This window comes from Micromonospora sp. NPDC047527 (assembly GCF_040643015.1).
GTDB lineage: Bacteria > Actinomycetota > Actinomycetes > Mycobacteriales > Micromonosporaceae > Micromonospora.
On sequence record NZ_JBEYTK010000001.1, the window covers coordinates 842,323 to 863,775 of the forward strand.

The 21,453-nt window shown below is 73.0% G+C and carries 16 protein-coding genes; 8 read left to right on the forward strand and 8 right to left on the reverse strand.

The annotated features are described in order from the left end of the window. Nucleotides 1-10 precede the first annotated feature (10 nt). Nucleotides 11-3,922: an FxSxx-COOH system tetratricopeptide repeat protein gene (fxsT, locus tag ABZ808_RS03560; protein WP_357000362.1), complete on the forward strand. Its 3,912-nt coding sequence runs from the start codon at nt 11-13 to the stop codon at nt 3,920-3,922. A 275-nt stretch (nt 3,923-4,197) separates the two neighbouring features. Here fxsT and ABZ808_RS03565 read toward each other — a convergent pair whose 3' ends face one another. The 3 genes from ABZ808_RS03565 to fxsA are packed head-to-tail and all read right to left on the reverse strand — an operon-like array spanning nt 4,198 to nt 7,350. Continuing rightward, nucleotides 4,198-5,925: an HEXXH motif-containing putative peptide modification protein gene (locus ABZ808_RS03565; RefSeq protein ID WP_357000365.1), complete on the reverse strand. Its 1,728-nt coding sequence runs from the start codon at nt 5,923-5,925 to the stop codon at nt 4,198-4,200. Nucleotides 5,926-5,929: 4 nt separating this feature from the next. Continuing rightward, entirely contained in the window at nt 5,930-7,099 is a 1,170-nt protein-coding gene (locus tag ABZ808_RS03570; protein WP_357000367.1) for an FxsB family cyclophane-forming radical SAM/SPASM peptide maturase, read from the reverse strand. A gap of 59 nt (nt 7,100-7,158) precedes the next feature. Continuing rightward, nucleotides 7,159-7,350, reverse strand: coding sequence for an FxSxx-COOH cyclophane-containing RiPP peptide (gene fxsA, locus ABZ808_RS03575; protein ID WP_357000370.1), 192 nt, complete (start codon nt 7,348-7,350; stop codon nt 7,159-7,161). Between the two features lie 297 nt (nt 7,351-7,647). Between fxsA and ABZ808_RS03580 the strand changes: the two genes are divergently transcribed. Together ABZ808_RS03580 and ABZ808_RS03585 are read left to right on the forward strand one after the other, a co-directional pair. Further along, nucleotides 7,648-8,004, forward strand: a complete 357-nt coding sequence (locus ABZ808_RS03580; RefSeq protein ID WP_357000373.1) for a YciI family protein — start codon at nt 7,648-7,650, stop codon at nt 8,002-8,004. Between the two features lie 2 nt (nt 8,005-8,006). Next, complete coding sequence (locus tag ABZ808_RS03585) at nt 8,007-9,215, forward strand: sigma-70 family RNA polymerase sigma factor (RefSeq protein ID WP_357000376.1); 1,209 nt, start codon at nt 8,007-8,009, stop codon at nt 9,213-9,215. Nucleotides 9,216-9,238: 23 nt separating this feature from the next. Here ABZ808_RS03585 and ABZ808_RS03590 read toward each other — a convergent pair whose 3' ends face one another. Next, nucleotides 9,239-9,964, reverse strand: a complete 726-nt coding sequence (locus ABZ808_RS03590) for a hypothetical protein (RefSeq protein WP_357000379.1) — start codon at nt 9,962-9,964, stop codon at nt 9,239-9,241. Between the two features lie 236 nt (nt 9,965-10,200). On the opposite strand from ABZ808_RS03590, the gene ABZ808_RS03595 reads away from it, so the two are divergent. Continuing rightward, the gene (locus tag ABZ808_RS03595) at nt 10,201-11,334 is read left to right on the forward strand and encodes a glutamate--cysteine ligase (protein WP_357000381.1); all 1,134 of its coding nucleotides are present in this window, start codon (nt 10,201-10,203) and stop codon (nt 11,332-11,334) included. A 10-nt stretch (nt 11,335-11,344) separates the two neighbouring features. Here ABZ808_RS03595 and ABZ808_RS03600 read toward each other — a convergent pair whose 3' ends face one another. Beyond that, complete coding sequence (locus ABZ808_RS03600) at nt 11,345-13,129, reverse strand: N-acetylglutaminylglutamine amidotransferase (protein ID WP_357000384.1); 1,785 nt, start codon at nt 13,127-13,129, stop codon at nt 11,345-11,347. 162 nt (nt 13,130-13,291) lie between these two features. After that, nucleotides 13,292-13,723, reverse strand: a complete 432-nt coding sequence (locus ABZ808_RS03605) for a MarR family winged helix-turn-helix transcriptional regulator (protein ID WP_357000386.1) — start codon at nt 13,721-13,723, stop codon at nt 13,292-13,294. Between the two features lie 97 nt (nt 13,724-13,820). Between ABZ808_RS03605 and ABZ808_RS03610 the strand changes: the two genes are divergently transcribed. After that, nucleotides 13,821-15,599 carry an ABC transporter ATP-binding protein gene (locus ABZ808_RS03610; RefSeq protein ID WP_357002728.1) on the forward strand — a complete coding sequence of 593 codons (1,779 nt, stop codon included), beginning with the start codon at nt 13,821-13,823 and terminating at the stop codon, nt 15,597-15,599. Nucleotides 15,600-15,645: 46 nt separating this feature from the next. On the opposite strand, the gene ABZ808_RS03615 is transcribed toward ABZ808_RS03610, so the two are convergent. Continuing rightward, the gene (locus ABZ808_RS03615) at nt 15,646-16,449 is read right to left on the reverse strand and encodes a TetR family transcriptional regulator (protein WP_357000388.1); all 804 of its coding nucleotides are present in this window, start codon (nt 16,447-16,449) and stop codon (nt 15,646-15,648) included. 109 nt (nt 16,450-16,558) lie between these two features. Between ABZ808_RS03615 and ABZ808_RS03620 the strand changes: the two genes are divergently transcribed. From ABZ808_RS03620 to ABZ808_RS03630, 3 genes are all read left to right on the forward strand, one after another. Next, nucleotides 16,559-17,500, forward strand: a complete 942-nt coding sequence (locus ABZ808_RS03620; RefSeq protein ID WP_357000390.1) for an ABC transporter ATP-binding protein — start codon at nt 16,559-16,561, stop codon at nt 17,498-17,500. Further along, on the forward strand, nt 17,497-19,122 hold the full coding sequence (locus tag ABZ808_RS03625; protein ID WP_357000393.1) for an anibiotic ABC transporter: 1,626 nt from the start codon (nt 17,497-17,499) through the stop codon (nt 19,120-19,122). Before ABZ808_RS03620 ends, ABZ808_RS03625 begins: the two co-directional genes overlap by 4 nt. A gap of 94 nt (nt 19,123-19,216) precedes the next feature. Further along, nucleotides 19,217-20,761: an NAD(P)-binding domain-containing protein gene (locus tag ABZ808_RS03630; protein ID WP_357000395.1), complete on the forward strand. Its 1,545-nt coding sequence runs from the start codon at nt 19,217-19,219 to the stop codon at nt 20,759-20,761. Here ABZ808_RS03630 and ABZ808_RS03635 read toward each other — a convergent pair. Next, entirely contained in the window at nt 20,745-21,344 is a 600-nt protein-coding gene (locus ABZ808_RS03635; RefSeq protein ID WP_357002730.1) for a nitroreductase family protein, read from the reverse strand. The genes ABZ808_RS03630 and ABZ808_RS03635 overlap by 17 nt on opposite strands. Between the last annotated feature and the right edge of the window lie 109 nt (nt 21,345-21,453).

Sequence of the window (21,453 nt, forward strand, 5' to 3'; positions counted from 1 at the left end):
GAGGCACGCCATGGCGGTGAACGAGACGGCACGCGGCCAGATCGTGACCTTCTACTCGTACAAGGGCGGCACCGGCCGGACGATGGCGCTGGCCAACGTGGCCTGGATCCTGGCCAGCCAGGGCCTGCAGGTGCTGGTCGTCGACTGGGACCTGGAGTCCCCGGGTCTGCACCGCTACTTCCACCCGTTCCTGCGGGACAAGGAACTCCGCGCCACCCCCGGCGTCATCGAGATGATCTGGGATTACTCGATCGCGACCATGCAGCGCAACCGCGACGACGACTCCCAGGAGCTGCTCGCCGGCCATGCCAAGATCCAACGCCGGGCGGTCTCGCTGAACTGGGACTTCAGCCACGGCGGCGTGATCGACTTCGTGGCCGCCGGGCAGCAGGACTCGGCGTACTCCCGGCTGGTGAGCACCTTCGACTGGGCCAACTTCTACGAACGGCAGGGCGGCGCGTCGTTCATCGACGCGGTCCGGGCGCAGATGCGCGCCGAGTACGACGTGGTGCTGATCGACAGCCGCACCGGGCTCAGCGACGTGGCCGGCATCTGCACCGTGCAGCTGCCCGACCTGGTGGTCAACTGCTTCACCATGTCCACCCAGAGCATCCGTGGCGCGGCGGCGGTGGCCCGGTCGATCCGCGGTCAGCGTCCGGACGACCCGCCGCTGCTGCTGCCGGTGCCGATGCGCGTGGAGGACGCCGAACTGCGCAAACTGGAGACCGGCCGGGACCTGGTGCGCGCCGAGTTCGCCCCGTTCCTCGACCACCTCTCCGATGCGGCGGCGGCCCGCTACTGGAACACCATCGAGGTGCCCTACCGCACGTTCTACGCGTACGAGGAGATCCTCGCCGCCTTCGGCGACCGGCCCGAGCAGGTCGGCACCCTGCTCGCCGCGTACGAGCAGCTCGCCTCGGTGATCACCGGCGGGCGGGTCACCACGCTGCACCCCATGCGGGAGGAGGACCGGCGTCGCTCGCTGACCGAGTTCGAGCGCAGCCGGCTCACCGCCGAGCAGGCCGTGCTGCTCAGCTACGCCTCCGCCGACCGGCTCTGGGCCGAGTGGATCACCGACCAGTTGGAGGACGCCGGCCTGCGGGTGGACCGCCGCGCGCTGGACGTGCCGCTGCGCGACGGAGGACGCGCCGAGTTCGAGCGGGCCCTCACCGGTGCCAGCCGGGTGCTGGCCGTGCTCACCCGGCACTACGCGGGCACCGCGCTCGCCGGCGAGGTGTGGAAGACCGCCAGCGGCCGTGATCAGCTCGGCGGTGGGGGAGTCCTGGTGCCGCTGCGGGTGGACGAGTCGAGGCTCACCCTCCCGTACAGCGACCACAGCCCCGTGGACCTCACCGACGTCGACCCGTCCACCGCGCGGACCCGACTGTTGGAGGCGGCCGGTGCCACGACGATCGCGGTCGGCGGACGCGTGGTAGGCCGGTTCCCCGGCCCCTTCCCGGCGATCTCCAACGTCCGCCAGCACGGCACCCCGTTCGTCGGCCGGGCCGCCCAGTTGGAGGCGCTGCGCGACCGGCTCACCACCTCACCGGACTCGGCGACGCAGGTCGTGCACGGCCTCGGCGGGGTCGGCAAGACCCAGCTCGCCGCCGAGTACGCGCTGCGCTTCGGCCGCGACTACGACCTGGTCTGGTGGGTCCCGGCCGACAGCGAGGACCGCATCCGGGGCGGCCTCGCCGACCTCGGCCAGGCGATGGGGTTGGGCACCGGCGGCGGCGCCGACGCGGCCCGCCGGGTGCTCGACGCGCTGCGTCGGGGCGGCCCCGACCGGCGCTGGCTGATCATCCTGGACAACGCCGACAAGCCCACCCGGGCCACCCGGGCGCTGCTGCCGCAGGGCCCCGGCCACGTGCTGCTCACCACCCGGGACCAGAGCTGGGGTGAGTACGCCACCGCGACCGAGCTGACGGTCTTCGACCGGGCCGAGAGCGTCCAACTGCTGCGCGACCGGGTGCGCGGGCTCACCGAGGCCGAGGCGACCCAGGTGGCCGAGAAGCTCGGCGACCTGCCGCTCGCGGTGGAGCAGGGCGCGGCGTATCTGCGGGCCAGCGCCATGCAGGTCCAGAAGTACCTCAGCTCACTGGACACCCCCGGCCTGCTGCGGATCCTCGACGGTCGGCAGTCCGCCGGCTATTCCAAGGCCCTCGCCGCCACCTGGCTGTTCACCCTGGGGCAGTTGCGCGAGGAGAAACCGGCGGCGGCCCGGCTGCTGGAGCTGTGTTCGTTCTACGCTCCGGAGCCCATCCCGGTCGCCATGCTCACCGGTGACCGCTTCGCCAGCTTCATGGCGCCGATCGACCCGACGCTGACCGATCCGATCCTGCAGGGCCTGGTCACCGCCGAGCTGGGCCGGTACGGGCTGGCCCAGGTCGATGCGGAGAACAACTCGGTGCGGATCCACCGGCTGGTGCAGTTGGTCATCCAGGACCAGCTCGGTGACCCGGAGGAGGCCCGCCGCCAGGCGCAGTTGCTGCTGGCCGGCGCCAGCCCTCGCGACCCCGACAGGCCGGTCAACTGGCCCCGGTACGCCGAGCTGTGGCCGCACGTACGCCCCAGCGGGCTGCACCTGTCCACCATGGACGAGGCACGGCAGTTGGTCGTGGACATCGTGCGCTACCTCTATCGGCGCGGCGACTACGACACCAGCCGGGCGCTCGCGGAGGAGTCGCTGGCCGGCTGGCGGGACACCGACGAGGACGACCCGACCAAGCTGCGGATGCGCTTCCACCTGGCCAACGTGCTCCGCGCGCAGAGTCACTTCGACCGGGCGTACGACATCGACCGGGACGTCTACGACCGGCAGCGGCGGATCTTCGGCGAGGAGCACCTCTACACGCTGATGACCGCTCGGAGTCTCGGCGCGGACCTGCGTGCCCAGGGCCTCTACCACGAGGCCGAGGCGCAGGACCGTCGCACTCTGGAGCTGAGTGTGCGCAGCTTCGGCGACGACAGCGGCCGTACGCTCGTCGCGGAGAACAACCTCGCGGTGTCGTTGCGGCTGGTCGGCGACTTCCGTGGCGCCGCCGCACTGGACCAGCACATCCACGAGCGACGGCGGGACCGCTTCGGCGAGGAGGATCCGTCCACCCTCGCCTCGGCCAGCAACTACGGGCGCGGGCTGCGCGACGTCGGCGAGCTGTGGCGTTCGCACAGCGTGCTGCAACGCACCTACGCCGTCCAGCAGAAGGTGAACGGCGCGGACCACCCGGAGACCCTGCGGACGGCCAAGGAGTTGGCGCTCACCCTGCGCCAGCTCGGCCGGTTCGCCGACGCGCACCGGCTGATCGAGCGGACGGTCGTCCGATATCAGCGCACCCTCGGCGGCGACCACGCCGACACCCTGTCCGCCGAGATGGCCCTGGCCACCACCTGGTCGGCGGTGGGCGACAACGAGACGGCGCTGCGGGTGGCCCGCCGGCTGCGCGACGGCTACAACGAGGTGCTCGGCGAGACGCACGCCATCACCCTGGCCTGTCTGAACAACCTCGGCGTGCTGCTGCGCAAGCAGGGCGACCACCCCCAGGCCCGGGAGCTGTCCCAGCGGGTCCGCGACCAGTTGCTCGCCAACCTCGGTGAGCGGCACCCGCACACCCTGCTGGCCACCCTCAATCTGGCCAACGACCTGTTCGCCCTCGGTGACCGGGACACCGCGCTGCTGCTGGACACCACCGCCTACGTGGAGTTGACCCGGGCGCTGGGCGCCGAGCACCCGGACACTCTCTCGGCGTCGGTCAACCTGGCGTTGAGCCGCCTCGCCACCGAGAGTGAGGCGGACGCGGGGCGGGCCCTCTACGACGAGGCGTTCGGGCAGTTGGTGCAGCTCTTCGGCGGGGACAATCCTCGGGTGGTGCAGGCCCGCCAGCAGGAACGCTCCAACGCGTACATCGAGCCAGCGCTGCTCTGACCGGCCCCGCCGCCCCGCCGCCCCGCCGCCCCGCCCCCGCCGTGGGGTCGCATCACTTTCCGCGCCCCGGCCCGTCCCCCTTCGCGCGTCCTTTGCTCTGCTTCACCCCACGCAACACTTGTGGCCGACGAGTGTTGCGTCTGTTGAAGCAGAGCAAAGGACGCAACCCGAGCCCTGGGGGCGCGGCCGGTGGCGTGTGCGCCTCGGCTTTCGCGCTGGCAGGTGGGCCGCCGGTCTGTCTCGCAAGGAAGCCTGGCCCCGGTGCCGGGTCGCGGCTATCGCCGTGATTCGGGATCGGCGGCGGGGATGGTCTGCGCCAGCCAGTCCGCGAGGGCGAGCGGGTCGGTGTCGGGCAGCGTCTGACTGAGCGCCCGTACCAGTTCGGGCCGGCAGACCAGCGCCCCGGCCGCCCCCGGCCGCCCGGTGTGGTGGGCGGCCAGGGCCAAGCCCACCCAGGCGTCGACGTCCGCGGGGTCGGCGGTCAGCCGTCGGCGGTACCCGGCCAGCGCGTTCTCCAGATTGCCCGCCGCGTAGGCCTGGTCGCTCGGGTTCGACCCGGATGGCCCGCCGGAACCCAGGAGTCGCCGTCGCACCGCCGCCTCGGGACCACTGTCGGCGGCCAGGGCCGGGCGGGCCGGGGCCGGCACGACGGTCGGAGCCGGCACACCGGCCTCGGGCGGCACGCCGTGCCGCCAGGCCCGCGCCAGCCGGCTCACCCCCTCCGGGTCGGGCAGCAGATTGGCCAGGCCCCAGCGCACCGCGCCGGCGTCGGCCACGTCCCGTACCGCCGCCTCGACCCGACCGTCGACCGGGTCACGCCAGTCACGCAGGGTCCGCGCCATGCCCGCCACGAAGGACCGGCCGGCATCGGTCAACTCGGCCGCGCCGGCGAGCTGCCGGGCCGCCCGGGTGGTCTGCTCCCGCCAGTACGCGTACTCGAAGGTGGCAGCGACCCCCTCGTGCCGCCGGCAGCGCCACACCTCGGCCACCCCCAGGTGCGCGTACGCGCCCTGCAACAGCGCGCCGACCGGACGTGGGTCGAGCCGCCACGGCGCCCGGTAGCGGGCTGGCCCACCCGTCCGGTACAGCGGCACCAGGTCCAGCAGGGCACCGAGTTTGGTGTGTTGCAGCTCGTGCACCAGCAGCAGCGCGAGGGTCCGCGCGTCGGCCGGCACGGAGAGCGCGATGGCGCCCAGAGCGTCCCTGCTGGTGGCGCTCACCGGGTTTCCCGACGGCGGGGGGAGCAGCGGCACCAGCGAGCGCAGCAGAACGGTCAGCGCGTCGGCGTGCGCCGGAAGGTGCGCCCGGAGCCACTGCCAGCCGTCGGCCGTGAGCCGGCCCAACCGGGCCGCCGCCGCGTCGTCCAGTCGCGCAGCCGACGGCCGGTGATAGCAGTGGCGCCACGGGTCCTGGTCGTCGACCACCACCCCGAAACCCTCGACGAGGCTGATCCGTCGCACCGGCGACCAGCACACCCCGCCGCCGTCCGCGCCGATGCGGTGGCCGTCGACGATGCCGATCCGCACCCTGTCGCCCGCGCCGCCACGGTCAGCGCCGATCCGCAGTGTGCCGGCCTCGCCGCGCAGCAGCACCGGGCCGGTGGGCAGACCCGACGCGGCGCCGACGGTCGGCAGCGGCAGCACACCGTCGACGGGGCCGGGCACCGTCAGCGTGAACGTCAGGCCGGCGCGGGTCGCCGCCACCGCCGCGAGCGCCGCCAGGTAGGTGGGACCGGCGGTGCCGTCGAGCGCGGCCCGAGCCCAACCGGTGACCGGAGGATGGGCCAGCGCGTCGGCCACCGTGACCGGGTCGGCCTGCTCGGCCCGCGTCAACAGGGCCAGGCTCTGCCCCACCAGCGGCTGGTCGTCGGCGGCGCGAGCGGCGGCGACTGTCAACAGCCGGCGGCGGCCAAGCTGCCCGCCGCGTAGCACCGCGAGCGTGTCGGCGTCACCGTGCCCCCCGGCCAGGCCGGCGAGCTGCACCGCAGAGAGGGGCTCGGCCACGCCCTCACCGCTCCGCTGGGACGGTCGGGGCGGCGACGCGGCGGCGCAGCGTGCCCAGGTCGGCGGTCACCGTGGACCGTACGTGCCCGATCAGCCGGAACAGGTCGGCACAGTAGACCGACGGGTGGGCGAAGCCGGCGCCGTCGCGGAAGCGGTGTGCGTACAGGCCGCCGCCGCAGGCGCCGACGACCGGGCAGGCCCGACACGTCGCGGCCAGGGCGTCGACCCCGGTGGGACGCCCGGCCAGCGACGGGTGCCCCAGCGCCTCGTCGAGGCTGTGCCGGAACACGTCGAACCCGGTACGCATCGCCGACGCGGTGGTCGTCTTGAGGGTGTCGGTGCCCTCGATGGTGCCGTCGGTCTCGATCGTCATGACGTCCGGCTCCGCGCTGCCGAGCGCCCGGGTGCCGCTGCGCCCGCCGAGCAGCAGCGCGATAAGCGACTCGAACAGCCGGATGCCCGTGCGTCGTGGCGTCTCCGCGTACCAGCGGTCGAAGACGGTGATCAGCCAGTCCGCGTACGGGGTGGCGGGGTCGTCGGGCTGCCGCCCGGGCGGCGGGGTGCTCCAGTTGCCGTGCGGCAGCAGCAGATCGAGCCGGGGCGGGTCGAACTCGCGCAGGCCCTCGTAGACGGCGATCGGGTCGTTGACCAGGTCCACGGTGCAGAGCAGGCCGGCGTAGCGCTGCCGGTGCTCGGGTCGGGCCAGCAGGCGCAGCGCGGCGGCCACCTCGGCGAAGCTGCCCCGCCCGTCGGCGTGCCGGCGGCTGCGGTCGTTGGACGTACGATCACCGTCCAGGCTCACGCCGACGTCGATGCCGTGGGTGTGGCACAGGTCGAGTGCCGCCTCGTCGAGGAGCAGCCCGTTGGTCTGCATCGCCATGTCGAGGGTGGTGCCGGTGGGCATCGCGGCGCGCAGGGTGCGGACCGTCCGGTCGAGCGTGGGCAGGCCGGCGAGCAGCGGCTCCCCGCCGTGCAGCACCACCCGGACCCGGTCGGTGCGGTGCCGCTCGACGTGTGCGGCGAGCCGGTCGGCGACCCGGGCCACGGTGCCCGGCCCGATGACCCGGGGCCGGTCCCGCCAGCCCTGGTCGGCGTGCCGGTAGACATAGCAGTAGTCGCAGGCCAGGTTGCAGCGGGAGTGGACCTTCAACACCAGTTGGCGGACACGGGGCACCGGCGCGACCACGTCAGGGCGGTGTCGAACGGCCGACGGCGAGGCGTCGGCCGGCACGGTCAGAAGCTCGATTCGAAAGCCGACACGACGCCGGGCCGGCCCGGCTCACCCTCGGCGACCAGCGTGCCCAACACGTGGGCCAGGACACCGTCGCCAGCGCCGGCCAGCAGATCCGCCAGGGGTACGTCGCCGAGCTGCACCAGAGCGGCGCCGGCGGTGAGGGGAGTGGGCGACTGGTCGTGGTCAGCCACCGTGGACCGTCCTGCCGTCGAAGGCCGGCACCTGCGTCACCGCTGCGCTCACTCCGCCTTTCTACACCATCGCACCCGGCCCACGACGGCGCGACACCACAGCCCGTACGCGCTGGTCATCGGGCCGTCACCTGGCGTACCACCGGCGCAGCCCCGACGGCCCGGCGCACGCCCGCGACCTGGACCGACGCGGACCGGCTGAAACCGCCGCCGGCGGCCTGTCGAGGCGGGCGATGGCGATTCGTGTGGAGGATGGGAGATCGGCGTCGGGCCGGTCGCCGCCGCGAGGAGGAAACGATGACGCTGTACCTGCTCAGCATCCACCAGCCCCAGGGCGAACGGCCGCCGGAGCCGGAGTTCCTGGCCGGGGTGATGCGTCAGGTCGACGAGCTGCACGACGAGCTGACCGCCGCCGGGTCGTGGGTCTTCGGGCAGGGCCTGCACGGCCCGGAGACCGCCACCGTGCTGCGCGTCCGCGACGGGGACGTGCAGATCACCGACGGGCCGTTCGTCGAGGGCAAGGAGCACCTCGGCGGCATCGTCGTCATCGACGTGCCGGACCTGGACGTCGCCCTGGCCTGGGGTCGTCGCTATGCGCTGGCCACCACCCTGCCGATCGAGGTCCGCCCGTTCCAGGGTGGAGCCGGGGCCTGAGCGTGCCCGACGTGGAGGCGGTGTTCCGCGCCGAGTACGGCCGGGCGGTCGCCGTGCTGGTCCGACTCCTCGGGGACATCGACCTCGCCGAGGACGCCGTCCAGGAGGCGTTCGTCATCGCGGCACGGCGGTGGCCGAGCGGCGGCGCACCGCCCAGCCCGGCTGGCTGGATCATCACCACCGCCCGCAACCGGGCCATCGACCGGCTGCGCCGGGAGGCGTCCCGGGCGGACCGGCACGCCCAGGCGGCCCTGCTGTACGCCGTCGACCCACCCGCCGAGGAGGGACCGGTGCGCGACGACCGGCTACGCCTGATCTTCACCTGCTGCCACCCGGCGCTCGCCCCGGCCGCCCGGATCGCGCTCACCCTGCGTCTGCTCGGTGGCCTGAGCACCGCCGAGATCGCCCGCGCGTTCCTGGTGCCCGAGTCGACGATGGCGCAGCGGCTGGTCCGCGCCAAGTCGAAGATCCGCGACGCCCGTGTCCCGTACCGGGTGCCGCGCGACGCCGACCTGCCCGACCGGCTGCACGCCGTGCTCGCGGTGCTCTACCTGATCTTCAACGAGGGGTACACGGCCAGCGCTGGCCCGCACCTGGTCCGCGCCGACCTGTGCGCCGAGGCGACCCGGCTGGCCCGGCTGCTCGTCGAGCTGATGCCGGACGAGCCGGAGGCCCTCGGACTGCTCGCGTTGATGCTGCTCACCGAGTCGCGCCGGGAGGCGCGGACCACGGCCGACGGAGAGCTGGTGCCGTTGCCCCGCCAGGACCGCGGCCGGTGGGATGCCGCGTTGATCGCCGAGGGGCAGGCGATGGTGCGCCGCTGCCTGCGCCGCGACCGCCCGGGGCCGTACCAGATCCAGGCCGCGATCGCCGCCGTGCACAGCGCCGCGCCGCGCGCCGCCGACACCGACTGGGGTCAGATCATGCGGCTGTACGACCAGCTGACGGTCCTCGCCCCCGGCCCGGTGGTGGCGCTGAACCGGGCGGTCGCGCTCGCCGAGGTCGCCGGGCCGGCGGCGGCGCTGGCCGAGGTGGACCGCCTCGACCTGGCCGGCTACCACGTGCGGCACGCCGTCCGCGCCGACCTCCTGGCCCGCCTCGGTCGGGGCGGGGAGGCCGCCGAGGCGTTCCGGACGGCCGCCGCGCTGACCGACAACGCGGCCGAGCGGGCCTTCCTCGCCGCCCGTGCGGCGGCGGTGTCACCGGACTGACCGGCGGGCCGGCGGCGGCCGGGCTACTGGTCCGTCACCACGCGGCGCGTCGGCTGGCCGGGGACGGTCGCCGCCTCGGCGAGGATGCCGTGCATCACGTCCTCGACGTTGGGCACCTGGGCAAGCTCGCCCAGCCCTTCCACGTAGCGCAGCAACCGGCGCTGCATCGCCGCCAGCTCCGCGCGGCACTCCGCGTCGTCCGGCCAGGCGGACTCCGGCCCGTCCGGATTGGACCGCTCCCACGCCCTCAGGCGTGGATGCCACTTCGAGAGGAACGGCCGAAGCTCGTTGTTGAGCATGGCGATCGCGAGGTGCTCGACGGTCGGGCGACCGGTGGTACGAATGGAGGGTGCCGCCTGGCCCAGGATCTCCCGGGTGATCCCGAACAGCTGGTACAGCGACGACAGCGCCTCCCGGACGAGCCCCGTGCCGGTGGCCAGCGGCTGGCCGGACACCCGGGTGACCGCCTCGACGAACAGCCGCCACGCGGTCTGCTTGTTGTCCCGGGTGACCGCGAACTTCAGCTCGCTGAACTGCGGGACCGAGACGGTCACCTCCGCCAACTGGAACATCCGCGAGTAGGTGGACGCCACCACCGCCGCGACGCCGCCCGCCGTCGTGCCGCAGAGCGCGAAGAGTGCGGGGCCGGTGAGTCGACTGGCCAGGTAGACCGCCAGCCCCACGACGGCACCGACGACCAGACCCAGGGCGATGTTGAACCACCGAGAAGTGCGCCAGCGCATCAGCATCCGTGCATCGTCGCAGACAATCCACTGCGGAGGCACGTGGCAAGCGACGCGGCGTGCCGGTGGCGGTGGGGGGTGCCATCGGGTGTTCTCGTCCACCGCGTCACGCTTGTTCCCAGCCTCGCCGGTGGTCTCGGCCGTCCCGTTTCGCTCGCGCGTTTGCCGCGGGCCCAACCCGGGAAACCGAGGCGCCCCGGCCACGGGTCCACCCGTGGCCGCGAAAGCGGATGGAGGCGGCCATGGCGTACCGTCCGACGACCGTCGACACCGTGCCCGACCTCGGCGTCCTCACGCTCGGCGTGGAGGAGGAGTTCCTGCTGCTCGACCCGGACAGCGGGCGCAACCTGCCGGTGGCCGCCGAGGTGCTGACCGCGCTGCGCGGTGCGGCCCGCGACCAGAGCCGCCAGGAGTTCCGGCACAGCATGGTCGAGATGGTCACCCCCGTCTGCGCCGACCTCACCGAGCTGCGCGGCCATCTGGTGGCGCTGCGCCGATCCGCCGCCGAGGCCGCCGCCGCTGCCGGCGCCCGACTGGTGGCGGTCGGTGCCACCCCGGTGGCCGAGCCGCACCGGACGGTGCCGGACAAGCCGCGCTACCACGCGATGTCGCGCCGGTACGGGCCGGTGGCGCACGACCCGGCGGTGTGCGGGTGTCACGTGCACGTCGGGCTGCCCGACCGGGAGTTGGCCGTGCAGGTCTGCAACCACCTGCGGGTGTGGCTGCCGGTGGTGCAGGCCATCACCACCAACTCGCCCCTGCACGACGGGCAGGACACCGGCCACGCCAGTTGGCGGTCGATGCAGCTGGAGCGGTGGCCGAGCATCGGCCCGACGCCGTACTTCGCGTCCGCCGCCGACTACGACCGGACCGTCGACGAACTGATCGCCGCCGGCATCATGCTCGACGCCGCGATGGTCTACTGGTACGCCCGCCCGTCGTCGGCCTACCCGACCGTGGAGGTACGGGTGGGCGACGTCTGCCCGGACGTGGACGACACGGTGCTGGTCGCCGCGCTGGTCCGGTCACTGGTCGCCACCGTCGCCGATGACGTACGCGCCGGGGTGACCGCCCCGGATACCCGCGACTGCCTGGTCGCTGCCGCGCACTGGCGAGCCGCCCACGACGGTCTCGACGGTGAGCTGATCGACCTGCGCGCCGGTGGCACCCGACCGGCCTGGGCGCTCGTCGACGAGATGATGGCGATGATCGCCCCGGCTCTGCTGCGCCACGGCGACCTCGGGTACGTGCTGGCGCAACTGGCTCGGCTGCGCCGTGACGGCACCGGCGCGACCCGGCAGCGGCGGGTGTTGGAGCGTACCGGTGATCTGCGCGCGGTGATCGACGACCTGGTGGCGCGCACCAACGCCGGCTGACCGGCGCGGCTCAGCGGATGTCGTGCGACTGTAGCCACAGCTCCAGCAGGCCGAGCTGCCACAGTTTGTTGCTGCCGGCCGCCGCCTCGGCCCGGTCCGGCTCGGCGAGCAGCCGCGCCACGTACTCCGAGCGGAACAGCCCTCGTTCGCGTGCGGCCGGCGCCTGCAACGCCTCGGCGACCAGCTCACGGACCGGCCCGTCCACGTTGCGCAGCGCCGGCACCGGGAAGTAGCCCTTCGGACGGTCGATCACCTCGGCCGGCACCACCTCCCGGGCGACCTCCTTGAGCACGCCCTTGCCGCCCTGGGCCACCTTGTGCTCCGGCGGGCAGTGCGCGGCCAGGGTGACCAGGTCCTGGTCGAGGAACGGGGTGCGGACCTCCAGCCCCCACGCCATGCTCATGCTGTCCACCCGCTTGACCGGGTCGTCGGGGAGCATCAGGTGGGTGTCCAGGCGCAGCACCGCGTCGAGCGCGGTCTGCGCGCCGGGCGCGGCGAGATGCCCGGCGAGCAGGTCCCGGCTGGCGTCGTGGTCCAGCGCGTACGCCGGGCCGACCATGCTGCGCAGCTCGTCGTGGTCGCGGTCGAAGAAGGCGGCGGCGAACGTCTCGGCGGCGCCGTGTCGGGGTGCCTCGGTGAGCGGCTGGTGGTAGCCGTACCCGGCGAACACCTCGTCGGCGCCCTGCCCGGACTGCGCCACCTTCACGTGCCGGGCCACCTGCTCGGAGAGCAGGTGGAAGGCGACCACGTCATGGCTGCCCATCGGCTCGTTCATGGCCAGCACGGCTCGTCGTACGGCGGGCACGAGGTCGTCGTTCGACAGCCGGATCCGCTGGTGGTCGGTGTCGTACGCGCGGGCCACCAGGTCGGAGTAGTGGAACTCGTCGCCGGACTCGTCGCCACGGCTGTCGAAGCCGATGCTGAACGTGCGCAGGTGCTGCTGACCGGCCTCGGCGAGCAGCGCCACGATGAGGCTGGAGTCCAGACCGCCGGAGAGCAGCACGCCGACCGGGACGTCGGCGACCAGCCGTCGGCGTACCGCCGTGCGTAGCGCGTCGCCGACGGCGGCCCGCCAGTCGGCGGCGTCCATCCCGGCGTCGGCGGGCTCCCGCACGTAGTCGGGCTGCCAGTACACCTCCTCCCGGCTGCGCCCGTCCGCCTCGATCACGCGCAGGGTGGCCGGCGGCAGCTTGCGCACACCGCGCAGCACGGTCCGGGGCGCGGGCACGATGGAGTGCCAGGACAGGTAGTGGTGCAGCGCCACCGGGTCGATGCTGGTGTCCACGTCGCCGGCGCTCAGCAGCGCGGGCAGGGTGGAGGCGAACCGGAGCCGTCCGGCCGTCTCGGCGAGGTAGAGCGGTTTGATGCCGAGCCGGTCCCGGGCGAGGATCAGTCGGCGTCGGTCTCGGTCGACCAGGCCGATCGCGAACATGCCGACGAGGTGGTCGACGAAGCGTTCACCCCAGTGGGCGTACGCCACCAGGATCACCTCGGTGTCGCTGGTGGAGCGGAACTGGTATCCGGCGTTCCGTAGCTCCTCGCGCAGTTCGGGGTAGTTGTAGATGCAGCCGTTGAAGACCAGCGCGAGGCCCAGGTCGTCGCGCACCATCGGCTGGCCGCCGGCCTCGGACAGGTCGATGATGGTCAGCCGGCGATGCCCGAGCGTCACCCAGTCGGCGGTGTGGAGCCCTTCGCCGTCCGGGCCGCGGGAGCGCATCGCCTCGGTCATCCGGGTGACCGCCTCCGCGTCGGGCGTCCGGCCGTCGAAGCGGGCCTCTCCGCTGATCCCGCACATCAGGCGGGGTGGTGGGTCAGCTGGGACACCAGTGGCACGGCCATCCTCCTGTCGCGTCCCCGGCCGGTCGTGGCCGGTCCCGCCGACCGGACGGGGGCGCTGGCTACCCGGGCGCGGGGTGGGCAAACCCGCTGGTTCTTGACGCCAGGCCGGTGCTGCGCCTCAGCCGCGCAGGGTGCGCAGGATGCGGGTGAGTTCGGCGCGGTCGGTGTCGTCCAGGTGGCCGAAGAAGCGGTCCGCCTCGGCGCGGCGGGCGGCCCGGATGGCGGTGCTGACCCGGTTGCCCTCGTCGGTGAGGGCGACGAGGGTCGCTCTCCGGTCAGCCGGGTCGCGTCGGCGTTCGACGAGCCCGCGCGCCTGGAGGTCGTCGATGACCTCGGTGGCCGAGCGGGGGGCGATGCGCAGGTGCTCGGCGAGGGTGCCGGGACGGACCTCGCCGTGCCGGGCCAGCACACCCAGGGCCCGGGACTGGCTGGGGGTGATGTCCCACGGCGCCAGCGCCTCGCGGGTCTGCCGGCGTAAATGGGACGCGACACCCCAGAACGCCTCCGCGAGGCTCTCGTCCTCGCCGCTGTCGGTGGTGTCCGCGGTCACCGGAATACCGTAGCAGCCAATGCTGTTGTTCCCTCATGTTGAGGTAACCTCAGCATATCCCCGACCGAGAGGTGGTACCCCCTTGGAACCCACCCCCATGGGCCGCGACCGTGGCCACCACACCGTCAGCGCCGAGGAGAAGTCGCAGGCCCGCCAGGTGTCCCTGCGCCGCATCGGCCGCCTGTTCACCCCCCACCGGCCCGCGCTGGCCGCCGTCACCGCGATCATCGTGCTCTCCTCGATCATCGCGATGGCCACCCCGTTCCTCCTGCGCGCCGTGATCGACCGCGCCCTCCCGCAGGGTGACGTGACCCTGCTGGTGTGGCTGGTCCTCGGCATGGTCGCCGTCGCCGCGGTGACCGCCGCCCTCGGCGTCGTGCAGACCTGGATCTCCACCCAGGTCGGCCAGCGGGTCATGCACCGGCTGCGCACCGACGTCTTCAGCCACCTCCAGCGCCAGTCGCTGGGCTTCTTCACCCGCACCCGCACCGGCGAGGTGCAGTCCCGCATCACCAACGACATCGGCGGCATGCAGTCGGTGGTCACCTCCACCGCGACCGCCGTCGCCGCCAACCTCACCACCGTGGTCGCCACCGCGGTCGCCATGATCGCGCTCTCCTGGCAGCTCTCCCTGGTCTCCCTCGTCGTGTTGCCGCCGGCCATCTGGCTGACCCGCCGGGTCGCCCGGATGCGCCGCGAGATCACCGCCCAGCGACAGCGTGAACTCGCCGACCTCAACGTCACAGTGGAGGAGGGGCTCTCGATCAGCGGCGTGCAGCTCGCCAAGACCCTCGGCACCGGCCCGGCGCTCATCGACCGGTTCACCGCCTCCTCGGCCCGCCTGGTCGACCTGGAGCTGCGCAGCGAGCTCGCCGGCCGCTGGCGGATGGCCTCGATGAGCATCATCTTCGCCGCCGTACCGGCCGTCATCTACCTCGCCGCCGGCCTGCCCGGCACCGCCGGCACGCTGAGCATCGGCACCCTGGTCGCCTTCACCGCCCTGCAGGGCGGCCTGTTCCGGCCACTGATGGGGCTGCTCAACGTGGGCGTGTCGCTGACCGCCTCGCTGGCCCTGTTCGCCCGCATCTTCGAATACCTCGACCTGCCGATCGACGTGGCCGACCCCACCGAACCGGTCGCGGTCGACCCCGCCCGGGTACGCGGCCACCTGCGCCTGGACGACGTCACCTTCGGCTACCCCGGCAGCGACACCGCCGCCCTCGCCGGAATCACCCTCGACGTGCCCGCCGGCACCAGCCTCGCCCTGGTCGGCGAGACCGGCTCCGGCAAGAGCACCCTCGCCGGGCTGATCAGCCGCCTGCACGACCCCACCGCCGGCCGGATCACCATCGACGGCGTCGACCTGCGCGACCTGCGCCTGGCCGACCTGGCCTCGATCGTCGGCGTGGTCAGTCAGGAGACGTACCTGCTGCACACCACCGTGCGGGAGAACCTGCGCTACGCCCGCCCCGACGCGACCGACGCCGAGATCGAGGACGCGGCCCGCGCCGCCCAGATCCACGACCTGATCGCCGACCTCCCCGACGGGTACGACACCATGGTCGGCTCGCGGGGGCACCGGTTCTCCGGCGGCGAGAAGCAGCGGCTGGCCATCGCCCGTACGCTGCTGCGCGACCCGCGCATCCTGGTCCTCGACGAGGCCACCAGCGCGCTGGACACCGAGACCGAGCGGGCCGTGCAGCGGGCCTTCGACGTGCTCGCCGAAGGCCGTACCACGATCACGATCGCGCACCGGCTCTCCACGGTCCGCGACGCCGACCAGATCGCGGTCCTCGACCACGGTCGGATCGTCGAGGCCGGCGACCACGACAGCCTGCTGCACCGCAACGGCCGGTACGCCACCCTGGCCGCCTGAGCCTGGCTCAGAACTATCTCAAAACTGTCGTAGAATCGTCTCGTTATTATGCGGTCAGGTGCCGGTAGACGGTGGCCCGTGAGACACCCAGCGCGGCGGCGATGGCATCCACCGAATGGGTGCCCGCCGCGTGCATCCGCCGGGCAGCCTCCACCTGCTCCCGGCCCAGCGCCCGGGGCCGCCCCGGCTGTCGACGCCGGTCGACCGTAGCGCCGCGGGTGGCCGCGCCCCGCGACGTCGTCGCTGGTGGCGCCCCGTCGGCCGGGGCCGCGTCGGTCAGGGCTCCTTCGGTCGGGGTGCCGGGCGGCGACGGGGCCAGCAGCCGGCGTACGCCGTCGAGCATGTCGGCGCGCAGCACCTCGTCGGACACGTCGGTGAAGAAGACGACCGGGTCGCTGCACGTGGCCACCGCCTGCACCGCCCGCACCCGCTCGCGGCGTCCCGCGCCCGGTCCGGCGATGAGGTCGTTGGCCCGCATGGCGATCTCCATGAGGCGGTGGTACGTGTCGCCCCGACCGACCAGCGCGATGTCGTGAAAGAGCATGCCGAGCGGCCGGCGATGGGCGAGCATGATGTCCACCCAGCCCTCCACCACCGTCCACCGGGCCGACTCCGCGGGCTGCGTCCGGGCCGAGTCCAGCAGCGCCTCCAGGTCCGCCACCAACGGCTCGACCAGGGCGGCGAGCAGATGCTCCTTGGCCGGGAAGTGGTACAGGATCGCGGCCTTGGTCAGCCGCAGCCGCTCGGCGATCTGGCGCAGCGAGGTGCGCTGGTAGCCGTGTTCGGCGAAGAGGTCGAGCGCGGCGCGCAGGATCCGGGTGCGGGTGTCGTCCGCGGGATCGGCGGTCATGCCGGCCAGCCTAGCGACGCCCTGACCGGTGGGCGACATTGCCGTTGAAGTTACTGACCGTCGGTCAGTACAGTGGGGACGGTCGACGCAGCCAACGGCAGGAGGGGCGATGCCCGTCATCTCGATCGGTAACCTGGTCAAGACGTTCGGCGCCATCCGGGCTCTCGACGGGCTGGATCTGCGCGTCGAGCAGGGGGAGGTGCACGGCTTCCTCGGGCCGAACGGCTCCGGAAAGTCCACCACCATCCGGGTCCTGCTCGGGTTGCTCCGCCGCGACTCCGGCGAGGCCCAGGTGCTCGGCGCGGACCCGTGGCGCGACGCGGTCCGCCTGCACCGCCGGCTGACGTACGTGCCGGGCGACGTCAGCCTCTGGCCCAACCTCACCGGCGGGGAGGCCATCGACCTGCTGGGCCAGCTGAGGGGCGGCCTCGACCGGCGTCGCCGCGACGAGCTGCTGCACCGCTTCGACCTCGACCCCACCCGCCGCTGCCGCACGTACTCCAAGGGCAACCGGCAGAAGGTCGCCATCGTCGCCGCCTTCTCCTCCCCGGTCGAGCTGTACGTGCTCGACGAGCCGACCTCCGGCCTCGACCCGCTGATGGAGGCGGTGTTCCAGGACGAGGTCCGACGGATCAAGCAGGCCGGGGCCACCGTGCTGCTCTCCAGCCACGTCCTCGCCGAGGTCGAGGCGCTCTGCGACCGGGTCAGCATCATCCGCGAGGGTCGTACCGTCGAGTCCGGCACCCTCACCGAGCTGCGCCACCTCACCCGCACGGCGGTGACCGTCGAGACCGCCCGGCCCATCACCGGCCTGGCGGCGCTGCCGGGTGTGCACGACGTGCACGAGGTCGACGGGCGCACCCACCTGGAGGTCGAACCGGCCCACCTCGACGAGCTGCTCGGTCAGCTCATCCGCTTCGGCGTCCGCGCGCTGACCAGCACCCCACCCACCCTGGAACAGCTCTTCCTGCGCCACTACGGCGACGACCCCGCCGCCAACGGTCCGGCCGCCGCCCCGGCCGCCGCCGCCCGGCAGGTCGGCGCCCGATGAGCGGCCTCACCGGCACGCCCCGGCTGGCCCGGCTCGTGCTGCGCCGCGACCGGATCCGGCTCGCGATCTGGGTCCTCGGCACGCCGCTGCTCGGCTACGCCCTCGCCGCCAGCGTCGCCGACATCTACCCGGACCAGGCCGCCCGCCTGGGCTACGCCACCACCTCGGCGTCCAGTCTGGTCGCCCGCGCCTTCAACGGCCCCATCGCCGGCACCGATCTGGGCGCCGTGGTGGTCGCCGAGACGTACGTGACGTTGGCTCTGATCGCCGCGCTGCTGAGCACCTTCGCGGTGACCCGGCACACCCGGCAGAACGAGGAGACCGGTCGGGCCGAGCTGCTCGGGTCCTCCGTGGTCGGCCGGTACGCGCCGCTCACCGCCGCGCTCCTCGTCGTCGTCGCGGCGAACGCCCTGGCCGCGGCGCTGCTCGCCGTCGCGCTGGTCGGCGCCGGCCTGCCGCTCGCCGGCTCGGTCGCCGCCGCAGCCGCGATCGGTGGCGTCGGGGTCGCCTGCACGGCGATCGCCGCGGTCACCGCCCAGCTCTCCGTCACCTCGCGCGGCGCCAACGCGCTCGCCGCCACCGCCGTCGGGCTGTCCTTTGTGCTGCGGGCCGTCGGCGACATGTTCGGCGACCAGAGTGCCGACGGGACCCAGGTGCGCAGCGCCTGGCCGTCATGGATCTCCCCGCTCGGCTGGGGCAACCAGGTCCGCGCCTTCGCCGGCGACCGCTGGTGGGTGCTGGCCCTGCCCGTCGCGCTGCTGCTCGCCGGGGTGGCGGTGGCGTACGCCCTCGCCGAGCGGCGTGACCTCGGCGCCGGGCTGATCGCCCCCCGACGCGGACCGGCGACCGGGGCGTCCTGGCTGCTCAGCCCCGCCGGGTTGGCCTGGCGCACGCAGCGCGGCACGCTGCTCGGCTGGGCGGTCGGGGTGGCGGTGCTCGGCCTCTCCATGGGTGCCGCCGGCGACGAGTTCAACGCCATGCTCGACCAGAACCCGGCCGCCGCCGAGGCGATCAACGCGATGGGCGGCGGAGGCGACCTGATCAACGCGTACCTGGCCGCGATGCTCGGCCTCTTCGCCCTGACCCTCGGCGCGTACGTCGTGCAGGCCCTGCTCCGGGTACGCGGCGAAGAATCCGACGGGACGCTGGAGGCGGCGCTGGCCACGGCGGTCAGCCGCACCCGCTGGCTCGGCACCCAGGTGCTCGCCGCCACCCTCGGCGCTGCCGCCCTGCTCCTGCTCGCCGGCCTGACCACCGGCCTCGGCTACGGTCTGGTCACCGGCGACCCCCTCGGCGAGGCCGGCGACCTCGGTGGCGCGGCGCTGCTGCGACTGCCGGCCCTGCTCGTGGTCGCCGGGGTGGTGACGGCACTGTTCGGTCTGCTGCCCCGCTGGTCGGTCGTGCTGTCCTGGGTGGTGCTGCTGGTCTTCCTGCTCCTCGGGCAGCTCGGGGCGGTGCTGAAGGTGCCGCAGGCCGCGCTCGACCTGTCGCCGTACACCCATGTGCCGTCCGTGCCCGCCGCCGACCCGGCGGCGCTACCCCTGGTGGTGCTGACCACGGTGGCCGCGCTGCTCGTCGCGACCGGTGTGGTCGCGTTCGGCCGACGCGACGTCCCGAGCTGACTGTCCGGTGACCCGTTGACCACCCTGCGGCATTGACACCCGCCACAATCCAACCCATCGTCGATGGATCATTTCTCCGTCGAAGGGCCGCAGGATGGTCAGCAGCGAGCACAGGTACGTCATCGTCGGGGCCGGACCCGCCGGCCTCCAACTGAGCTACTACCTCCAGCAGCAGGGTGCCGACTACCTGACGGTCGAAAGTGGCGACGGGCCGGGCGGGTTCTTCCGGCGGTTTCCGCGCCACCGCCGGCTCATCTCGCTGAACAAGGTGCACACCGACAGCCCCGATCCTGAGATTCGCCTTCGCTGGGACTGGAACTCGCTGCTCAACGACCACCCGGATCTGCTGTTCCCGCGATTCAGCGAGGAGTACCTGCCGGCGGCCGACGACCTGGTGCGCTACCTCGCCGAGTTCCAACGGGTCCACCAGCTCAACGTCCGCTACGGCACGACCGTCGAGCGGATCACCCGAACCGACGACGGCTTCACGGTGAACACCGACCAGGGTGACGTGCGTGCGCGCTGCCTGGTCGTCGCGACCGGCTGGGGCAAGCCGTTCGTGCCCGCCATCAAGGGCATCGAACACGCCATCGGGTACGAGGACATGACCGTCGACCCCACCGCGTACGACGGTCAACGGGTCCTGATCATCGGTAAGGGCAACTCCGCGTTCGAGACCGCGTCGTCCATCCTCGGCCGGGCGTCGATGGTGCACCTGGCCAGCCGGCAACCCCTGCGACTGGCCTGGAACACCAAACACCCCGGCGACGTCCGTGGTCAGTACGGCGCGATCCTCGACAGCTACCAGTTCAAGACGCTGCACTCGGTGCTCGACTGCACGATCGACGAGATCCGGCCCGTCGACGGGCGGTTCCAGGTGTCGATCACCTACACCCACGCGCAGGGGGAGACCGCCGTTCTCGACTACCACACGGTGTTGAGGTGCACCGGCTTCCGGATGAACACGGCGCTGTTCGACGAGACGGCCCGGCCCGACATGGTGCGGGACGGCCGGATGCCCGGGCTACGCCCCGACTGGCAGTCCAGCAACGTCGACGACCTGTACTTCGCCGGCACCATCGCCCAGGCCCGGGACGTCAAGCACGCGTCGTCGCCCTTCATCGACGGCTTCCGGTACAACCTGCGCACGTTCACCCGGATCCTGCGTGAGCGCTACGACGACGTGCCGCTGTCATACGCGACGACGCCGGCCGACCCCGCGTCACTGACCAAGCTGATGCTCGACCGGGTCAACTGGTCCTCGGCGCTGTGGACCCAGTTCGAATACCTCTGCGACGTCTTCGTCCGCGACGACGCCACCGGCGACTTCCACCACTACGAGGACCTGCCGGAGGACTACGCCGTGGAGCGCTTCGCGGACGCCACGCAGTGGTACACGCTCGCGCTGCGGTGGGGCCGCGACGACTACGGCGACGTCTTCGCCATCGACCGGCACCCGACCCCCGACCGGGCCCGGGAGAGCGCCTTCATCCACCCGGTCATCCGTCGGTACCGGGGCACGGAACTGCTCGCCGAGCAGCACCTGCTGGAGGATCTGCTGGCCGAGTGGCGGCGCCCGGACCGACACGTCGAGCCGCTGGTCGAGTTCCTGACCGAGGACCTCACCAGCGGACCATGACCTCGTCGAGGGGTTTGCGGGTCAGGTCGGGGACGTGGGCGTCCGGCGTGGGATACCCGACGGGCATCACCACGTACGGGCGCTCCTCCGGCGGCCGTTCACACACCTCGTTGAGGAACCGCATCGGGCTGGGCGTGTGGGTCAGGGTCACCAGGCCGGCGTGGTGCAGCGCGGTGATCAGCAGACCGACCGCGATGCCCACGGACTCCTTGACGTAGTACGGCTTCGGGCTGCGCGGCCCCTGGTGCACCTCGAAGACGACGATCACGGCCGGTGCGGTCTCCAGGAACGGCTTCCGCCAGTCGGTGCCGAGCCCGGCGATCGCACCCAGCCACTCCGCCGAGGCGCGGCGGTCGTAGAACGCGCGTTCCTCGGCCTCCGCCGCCTCGCGTAGCCGGCGTTTGCGGGCCGGGTCGGTCAGCACCACGAACCGCCACGGCTGCACGTTCGCACCACTGGGCGCGGTCGAGGCGGCCCGGATCGCGGCCTCGATCACCCCGTCGGGCACGGGGTCGCTGGCGAAGTCGCGCACGGAACGGCGTCGCTCCATCCGGTCGGCGAACGCCTCCGCGTCGCGCACCATCTCCGCCGGGGGTCTACGGTCGTGTTGGATGGGGACCTTGGACAGCAGGTCTGCGTCGTTCACCTGGGACCTCCCCTGATCCGGTGGTGCCGGTTTCCACGGGAGGGCC